The 8,689-nt window shown below is 43.3% G+C and carries 6 protein-coding genes; all 6 read right to left on the bottom strand.

The genetic code is table 11. The features are described from left to right. Positions 1-377: 377 nt before the first annotated feature. The gene (locus UB32_RS15220; RefSeq protein WP_044395161.1) at positions 378-2,195 is read right to left on the bottom strand and encodes an ABC transporter ATP-binding protein; all 1,818 of its coding nucleotides are present in this window, start codon (positions 2,193-2,195) and stop codon (positions 378-380) included. A 35-nt stretch (positions 2,196-2,230) separates the two neighbouring features. Continuing rightward, on the bottom strand, positions 2,231-3,979 hold the full coding sequence (locus UB32_RS15215) for an ABC transporter ATP-binding protein (RefSeq protein ID WP_044395159.1): 1,749 nt from the start codon (positions 3,977-3,979) through the stop codon (positions 2,231-2,233). Between the two features lie 184 nt (positions 3,980-4,163). Beyond that, on the bottom strand, positions 4,164-5,288 hold the full coding sequence (locus UB32_RS15210) for an N-acetyldiaminopimelate deacetylase (RefSeq protein ID WP_044395158.1): 1,125 nt from the start codon (positions 5,286-5,288) through the stop codon (positions 4,164-4,166). A 60-nt stretch (positions 5,289-5,348) separates the two neighbouring features. Continuing rightward, a complete protein-coding gene (gene dapD, locus UB32_RS15205; protein ID WP_044395157.1) occupies positions 5,349-6,059 on the bottom strand; it encodes a 2,3,4,5-tetrahydropyridine-2,6-dicarboxylate N-acetyltransferase in 711 nt (236 codons plus the stop codon). 134 nt (positions 6,060-6,193) lie between these two features. After that, the gene (locus tag UB32_RS15200) at positions 6,194-7,087 is read right to left on the bottom strand and encodes a LysR family transcriptional regulator (RefSeq protein WP_044395156.1); all 894 of its coding nucleotides are present in this window, start codon (positions 7,085-7,087) and stop codon (positions 6,194-6,196) included. A gap of 71 nt (positions 7,088-7,158) precedes the next feature. Continuing rightward, entirely contained in the window at positions 7,159-8,664 is a 1,506-nt protein-coding gene (locus UB32_RS15195; protein ID WP_044395155.1) for an MDR family MFS transporter, read from the bottom strand. Positions 8,665-8,689: the final 25 nt, after the last annotated feature.

Genomic DNA, 8,689 nt, shown 5'->3' with positions numbered 1-8,689 from the left:
ACCGCCCGGTCCTTTTTGGATTTTGGTGGATAATCGATTTCCACTCCAGAAACTCGCTTTCCGCGGGGCGACAGGTGAGCCTCATCGCTTTGCTGCTATAAGGGCATCTCTCATGCGGAATGATACCCTTATGCGAGCAAAGGGCACCTTACAAGCAGTAAGATACCCCGTTAATTCCCTTTTTAATATAATTTTGGTATTTGGATCATCTAAATAATTAAAACTGTTTCCGTTTTTTCCTAATACTTCTTTTCTTCATTGGCAGGCACTAAGCGTCTCGAAGAGTTAGAAGCCGAAGCTAGACATGCGGCTCGAGAGGCTAGATGCTGGAGTCTGGACTTCCTAATGGTATCAAAAAATCACGGAACGAAAACTTTCTATCCTACATCCAGCATATTGAATTGTGCTTTTACAAGATCATGGTATTCGCCTTGATACTCCATTAGTTGATGATGATTTCCCCGTTCCTTGATCACCCCGTTTTCCAATACGAATATATTGTCTGATTCCCTGATCGTGGACAAGCGGTGAGCAATAATGATCGCTGTTCTGCCCTTCAGCAATGTCTTGAGAGCTTTCTGGATTTTCACCTCTGTTTCTGTATCGATGCTTGCCGTCGCTTCATCCAAGATCAAAATACGGGGATTTGCAAGCAATGCTCTGGCAAAGGATAAAAGCTGCCGTTCGCCAACTGAGAGAATATTCCCGCGTTCTTCCACCTCTGTTTGATAGCCGTTTGGCAGCTTGGCAATGAAATCCGCTGCCCCAACTGCTTCAGCAGCAGCCACGACTTCTTTCTCAGAGGCATCTGGTCTGCCAAAGAGGATATTTTCATAGATCGTTCCTGAAAAAATAAAGGTATCCTGCAGGACAATGCTGATATGTTTCCTTAAGCTGGCTATCGAGATGTCTTTGAGATCATATCCATCGATTAATACAGTCCCTGATGTCGGATCATAAAACCGGCTGATCAGATTGGCTATCGTCGTCTTTCCAGAGCCCGTATGGCCGACCAATGCCACCGTCTGGCCAGCTTCCATTTCAAGACTGATCCCTTTTAATGCAGTCCGATTTTCATCATACGAAAATACAACGTTATCAAATTTTATTTCCCCGTGAATGGTATCCATTTCAATGGGATGATCTGTTTCTGAGACGATCGGCTTTTCATCAAGAAATTCAAAGATTCTTTCTGACGAGGCCATCCCCATCAACAGTTGATTATACACCTGCCCTAATCTGGAAATTGGCTCCCAAAACATGCCTAGGTAAAAGGCAAAAGAGACAAATACCCCGAGTGAAACGGTGTCATTTTGAATCAGGCTTGCTCCATACCAGATCAGGACAGCGGTCCCCAGTGCATTGGTCAATTCTACCATTGGACGAAACATGGCGTTTTTCTGTGAAGCAGACTTCCAGCTTTGGAAGGTTTCATCATTTACTCCATCAAAAAAAGCCATATTCTCCCTTTCCTGGGTAAATGCTTGTGTAACCCTTATCCCTTGTATGCTTTCATTTAAATGAGAATTCAACTTTGATTGCTTCATCCGAACATCCTGCCAGGAACGTCTAATATTTTTTCGCAATTTAGTTGATATAAAGAACATGATTGGCAATATAATCATGACCGCCATCGTAAGCTGTGGACTTAGCGAGAACAGAATAAAGAAGATCCCAATCAGGAGGACCACATCCATTAACAGGTTGATAACACCATTTGTGAACAGTTCCTGAAGGGAGTTGATGTCATTCATGATTCTTACCAGTATGGAACCAGCCGAACGTTGGTCAAAAAACCGATGGGAAAGATTCTGTACATGAGTGAACAAATGCTTCCGCAAATCATATATGACATTTTGGCCCAATTCATTCATCCAGCGAATTCGGAAAATATTTGCTATATAAGCGGCAGTATATAATCCTGCGATGATCATGACCAGCCAAAACAGCATTGCGGCATCCTTGTTTTTCACGGCCTTATCTAAGGTGTAAATCCCAATTAAGATCGGGATTACCAGCCTAACCGCAGTGGTGATCAATACCATTGCAATAGACATCGGTACAAGCTTCTTTTTATAAGGTACCATATAGCCGAAAAGCCTCAACATCTGCTTCCAGTTAAAAGGCTTATCGATTATCTGGTCAGTAGAATAATGAAATCTTTTTAGAACTTGAAAATTGTTTTTCGTGCTCAAAAAACCTTCCCCCTTGAGTTAGCTGATCATACATTTCAGCCAGTCTGTTCCACCTTGTGACGATCTTTAAACTGGATCTCATAAATCTTTTGATACGTTCCGCCATTCTGAATCAATTGCTCATGTGTTCCTCGCTCGGCAATCGATCCGTTTTCGAGTACAAGAATCTCGTCTGCATGTTTGAGAGAAGAAATACGGTGGGCAATGATAAAAGTTGTTCGTCCCTTCATGACCTCGAGCAAAGCTTGCTGAATCTTGAACTCTGTTTCCATATCAACCGCGCTTGTGGCGTCATCAAGGATTAAAATACTCGGATCGATGCAGATAGCCCTCGCGATCGCAATTCTTTGCTTTTGGCCCCCGGAAAGTCCCATGCCTCTTTCGCCTAGAATCGTATCATATTGATCAGGAAGCTCCATGATGAACCGATGCGCCTGGGCTCTTTTGGCGGCTGCAATGATTTCGTCCATTGTTGCTTCTGGGTTTCCGTAGGAAATATTGGCTTTGATCGAGGAAGAAAACAGGAATGATTCCTGAAGAACAATGCCGATATTGCTTCTGAGTGAGCGAACAGAATAATCTTTACTATCCCGGCCATCAATCAGCACCTTGCCAGAAACAGGCTCATAGAATCTGGTCATCAGCTGGGTAATGCTTGTTTTCCCAGAACCAGTCGTACCAATAAGGCCGATTGTCTGTCCTGGCCTGGCCTTGAAGGAAATATTGTTTAAAGCGGCATTCTCATCATTCCCATATCGGAGCGTGACATGATCAAATTCTACTTTTCCAGACAGCTTTTCCACCTGCAAAGCTTCCTTCTTCTCTTCCACTTCATCTTCATCCTCGAGAATTTCCAATAATCTTTCACCAGATGCCTTTGATTGCGAAAAAAGATTCACGACGAATCCAAGATTCATAATCGGCCACATAATGTACCAAACTAGACTGTAAAATGCGACCAGTTCGCCTGGCAACAACGATTCGTTCATGACGAGGTATCCACCGTACCCTAATAATAAGACGACACTCAAATTGCCGAGAAACTCCATGAGTGGGAAATACTTCGCCCAAATTTCAGATGTGAACAAATATTGATCCTTGTAGTTTCCGTTTGAATCATTGAATCTGCCAATCTCATAATCTTCACGTGATAAGGATTTCACCGTATTAATTCCGCTGATATTTTCCTGGACCTTCGTATTCAACTTCCCAAATGATTTTCGGATTCCCCTAAAGGCTGGGTGGACTGCCTTATCAAACTTATAAACAACCACTGCAAGAAAGGGCAGAGTTGCAAGCGTCACCAATGTCAACGGGACCGAGTAATAGACCATTACGGAGAAACTTATTGCAATTAAAAGAACAAAATGAATCAATTCAGAGAATCCAAAGCTAAGAAAAAAGCGGAATCCTTCCACATCAGCAGTAAGCCGTGACATCAAGTCCCCTGTCTTCGCATTGTCATAGTATCGGAAAGAAAGATATTGAAGCTTTTCATAAAGAGAATTCCTAAGTTTATATACAGAATGGATTCCGAATAGCTCCCCTGTATATTGATAAATATACGTACAAATTCCTTTGACAATCATGAATCCGACAAAACTAGCTGCCAGCATCGGAATCATCTCATACCTGCCGCCAATAACGGCTTCATCAATCGTAAGCTGAAGAATCATCGGATACACTACCGTAATTGCCGTCACGATTAACATAAATAAAATGGACCAAATAAAGTAATTTTTGTAAGGCCAATAATAATCCTTTAGTTTCTTGAATGTCTCCATTCATTTTCCCCCTTTGGAAATGTATAGCAAAAAAAGAAAAGGCGCGTATACATTAATATATCGAGTTTCGAATTATTTTTCCAGCTTTTTTATTGAATTTTTTATATTTTTTTGTAAATGAGAATTATCTGAACCAATGCAAATGACCGATAGATTGCTCTATCGGTCAGTCCATTCTTATTTGTTATAAACTTTTATATTCGATATATTCCGTCAATAACTTTATAGCAATCTTGATTGCTGCTTCATCTGGGCTAAGTTTAGAGTGATGCAGTCCATTTTCAGAGTTCACGCCAAGCCAGAACATGATCCCAGGAATTTCTTTCAGCATATAGCCAAAATCTTCTCCTGTCATCGCTTCCTTGCAAATGACCACTTCCACATCTTCTTTTTTTTCAGCAAAAGCAAGGAAGTCACGCGCTATTTCTTCTTGATTATAAACTTGATGGTACATCGCTCCATAGTCAATGGTCGTTTGGCATTGGTAACCAACTTCCATGCCTTTGACAAGTGCCTCGATTCTTTCCTTCACTCTTGCCATTGATTCCACAGACAGCGTTCGGATTGTGCCTTCTAGCCTTGCTGTTTCCGCGATGATGTTTTGGACCGTGCCTCCAGAGATTTTTCCGATGGTGATGACCGCACTATCAAGCGGATCGACGTTTCTTGAGACTATTGACTGAAGCTGGGTTACAAGAGCACATGCCGCAACGACCATATCATTCGTTTGATGTGGATATGCAGCATGTCCGCCTTTCCCCTCCAGGTCAATGAACAATTCAGAAGTATTGGCAAACAACAGCCCTTCCTTTGTTGCAATAGTTCCGACTGGATATTCAGGAGCAATATGCAGGGCTATGATCAAATCGGGCTTCCATTCCTGCATGATATTTGTCTTGAGCATTGGTTCAGCACCACCCGGGCCTTCTTCCGCCGGCTGAAAAATAAACAGCAAATGATCCTCAATCGGGTTTTCCACGAAGTAGGTGATCAACCCAAGAGCGATTGTCATATGGAAATCATGTCCGCACGCGTGCATTTGACCTGGATGGAGGGATTCGAATTCCAAGCCTGTTGCTTCGGTAATCGGCAGCCCGTCGATGTCTGCCCTGTAACCGATCGTCTTTTTAGGATTCATCCCTTGGATCTTCACAAAAATCCCGGTTTTCCAAGTTTTTATCTCTAGCCGGTCTAAGGAAAGACTTTTCAGGTATTCAAGAAGATATGCCTGAGTCTTGAACTCCTTGAAACCGAGTTCCGGAATCTGGTGCAAATCTCGTCTCATTTTTTTAAATAGATCCCAATTCATATTGATCTCTCCTCTTATAAAAGAAAGCGCGGACCAATATCCACGCTTTCTATCTTGCTATTAAAGCTGGCGAAGCTCCTGCTTGATTTCTGTTTTTGATTTCGTTTTTTCATCGATTTCCTTAATAACGCGGGCTGGTGTACCCGCAACCACTGTATACGGTGGCACATCATCGATGACAATAGCACCTGCAGCCACAACGGCTCCCTTTCCTACTGTTACCCCTTCAAGGACAACTGCATTTGCACCAATGACGACATCGTCCTCGACCACGACCGGCTTTGCTGAAGGTGGCTCAATGACCCCTGCAAGCACAGAGCCTGCACCGATATGGCAGTTCTTACCGACTGTCGCACGTCCTCCTAGGACCACGTTCATATCAATCATCGTTCCTTCGCCGACAACAGCACCGATATTAATTGATGCGCCCATCATGATAACAGCATTGTCGCCAATTTCAACCTGGTCTCTGATGATTGCCCCTGGTTCAATTCGAGCCTTGATATTCTTCATATCCAACAATGGAATCGCCGAATTTCTACGGTCGTTTTCAACGACATAATCCTCTATTTTAGCTTGGTTTGCCGCAATTGCCTGATTGATTTCTGCCCACTCACCAAAAACAACTCCTGTTTTGCCTGAAATGAATGTCTTGGCATTCTCGCCAAAATCGATCTGATCTAAGTCCCCTTTCAAATATACCTTTACGGGAGTTGCTTTTTTGCTATTTTGAATAAACGAGATAATTTCATTCGCATCCATCATTTTCATTTTTCCTTACCTCCATATATGTATGTATTGTTCTTTTTTTCGCAAGCGCCTTGTGAATTAGTATCCACACCAGCACGGAAACAGCATTTTCTAAAAATTACTTTACCAAACATAGGTTTTTAAAACAAGGAAAACTAATTATTGTTTCTCTTAGATTCGTCAATATGTTCCTTGACAATCTCAATGAAGGCCTGGACCTGCTTCAACTGAAAGGCAGATTCATAGCCAAGAAGCCATGTGTCCCTTCCTAAAGGTTCATTGTTTTCGTCATGAAGTGGTACCTTAAAGATATCCTGTTCGGCTCCATTTAGCGTAATTGCCGGGAGAATAGCATAGCCAATTCCGTTGAACGTCATTTGTTTACAGGTTTCAATTTGGTCCACAATGATCGTTCTTTTCGGTGCTGTCTGAAATTTTCGCAACCACCAATCCTGGATTTCCTGGTAGTAATTCGAATCACTCTTAAACTGGATAAACGGCCTGTCTGCATCCAAGGCTTGCTCCGGGCTCGAGATTTCTGTATCAACCAAGTAGAGATTGTCTTTGAATAGGTGAATTTTGACACCCTTCCAATCTGGTGTACCCCTGATAATGCCAATATGGACATGATCCTCATAGAGCGCTTTTGCTATTTCACTGCTCCAGCCAGTCATCAGCGAGATTTTCGCCTGTGGATAACGGCTTACATATTTCTTCAACACCTGTGGCAGCCAATTTTGCCCAACAATCGATGCGACAGCTATTTTAAGGGTTCCATACACTTCAGCGTTTAATGCGAAGATGGTCTCGCGTGCTTTTTCTTCTCTGGTGATGGTCTCATTAACAAATTGAAGGACGATCTCTCCCGCCGGTGTCAAGGTCAGCCCCTTCTGGGAGCGAAGGAACAATTTTGTGCTCCAATCTTTCTCAATCGATTGAAGTCGCTGCGATAAAGCTGGCTGTGACACAAACAGTCTCTCCGCAGCCTTTCTCATATTCATTTCCTGCGCAAGAACGGACAACAAATGGAATTCAGAAATCGATGACATTGCTTACCCTCTTTGCCTGTTTTTTTCTATATCGTAACATTTCCTTAAAAAAAGGATAAACTACAGCTGAGTCAATCTGCTGAAGCTTCTTTTTTTGGCAGAAACAAGATGAACAGAAAGCTGATGATGGCAAATAGAAATACGACAATATAAACAGAATGCAAGGCATTAGTCAGTCCATCCTGCAGGAGCGTTTTCATACTAGCCGATAGTTTTTGGCGTTCTCCCTCATTGAGCAGCACATTTGCTGCATCGATCGAAATTCCTTGATCTTCTGCCCCATGCTTTTTCATATAGCTGAGAATGCTGCTGTTCAGCACACCGCCAAGCAAGGCTGCACCAACCGTATTGCCAAGATTTCGCATGAACATATTGGCAGCGGTAGCGATTCCTCTTTGCTGCCAGGCGACCGTACTTTGAATCGATACGATGAACGCGGTACTAGTCAGCCCCATCCCTGCTCCAACGAAAAACGACCCTGCTGCAGCCCATAAAGGACCTGCCTCCGGTGTCAGAGTGACAAATAGAATACTGCCTATGATTAGCAACGCGCCGCCAAAAAGGGAAGTATTGCGGTACCCAATGCCTACTAACAGCCGTCCACTGGCTGCCGATGCAATAGGCCAGCCAATCGACATCGCAGTCAGGGTGAAACCGGCGACGATCGGCGACTTTTCCATAACACCTTGGACGAATGCGGGCAAAAAACTCGAAACGCCGATTAGCATGACGCCGGTAGTTAAGGAAGTTATATTGGCAATAAAGATCGACTGTTCGCGCCAAATAGTAAATGGCATTATCGGTTCTTCTGCTCTCTTCTCTTGAAAAATAAAGAAAATCAATCCGAGAATGCTCAAGCCGATGAGACTCATTGTTTTCGCTGACATCCAGGCCCAATTCCCCCCGGCTTCTACAAGGACAATCATCAAGGAACTAATCGAGATGGTCAGCAGCGTAGCTCCCAGATAATCAACCTTATGCTTCTTTTTCTCGATATTTTCATGAAGATATAACCATAAACCCGCGATTGCCAGAATACCAAGCGGAACATTGATCCAAAACACGTATCTCCAGCTTGCATATTCCACGAGGAGACCTCCAAGTGCCGGACCAGTTACGGCTGATATTCCCCACACACTAGACAGATACCCTTGTACCTTGGCTCTTTCCTCCTTGGAATAGATATCGCCGACAATCGTTGTAGCAATCGGCATCACAGCGCCTGCACCAAAACCCTGGATGAATCTGTATAAAATTAACATCTCCATCGTTTCTGCCGTCCCGGACAGAATGGATCCGATCAGGAACACTACAATTCCAAAAGTAAGGATTGGTTTCCGACCAAATAGATCAGAAAGTTTTCCATAAATGAGGACCGTCACAGCATTCATTAGCAAGTAAGATGAGAAAACCCAGCTATATAAAGCAAAACCGCCAAGTTCTCCGACAATTGCCGGCATTGCGGTTGACACGATCGTTCCTTCGACTGCTCCCGTGAACATCGCGAGCATAACTGCCGCGAGAACATAAGGTCTTTTTGTTACTTTTTTTGCAGTGCTTTGCCCAGCTGCTCCCATACATCCACCTCAAAATGTAAAAAAT

Source organism: Mesobacillus subterraneus (assembly GCF_000934845.1).
In the GTDB taxonomy this organism is placed as follows: domain Bacteria; phylum Bacillota; class Bacilli; order Bacillales; family Cytobacillaceae; genus Mesobacillus; species Mesobacillus stamsii.
The sequence above is the reverse complement of the archived record's forward strand: the minus strand, read 5'-3'. Positions and strand labels throughout refer to the sequence as shown.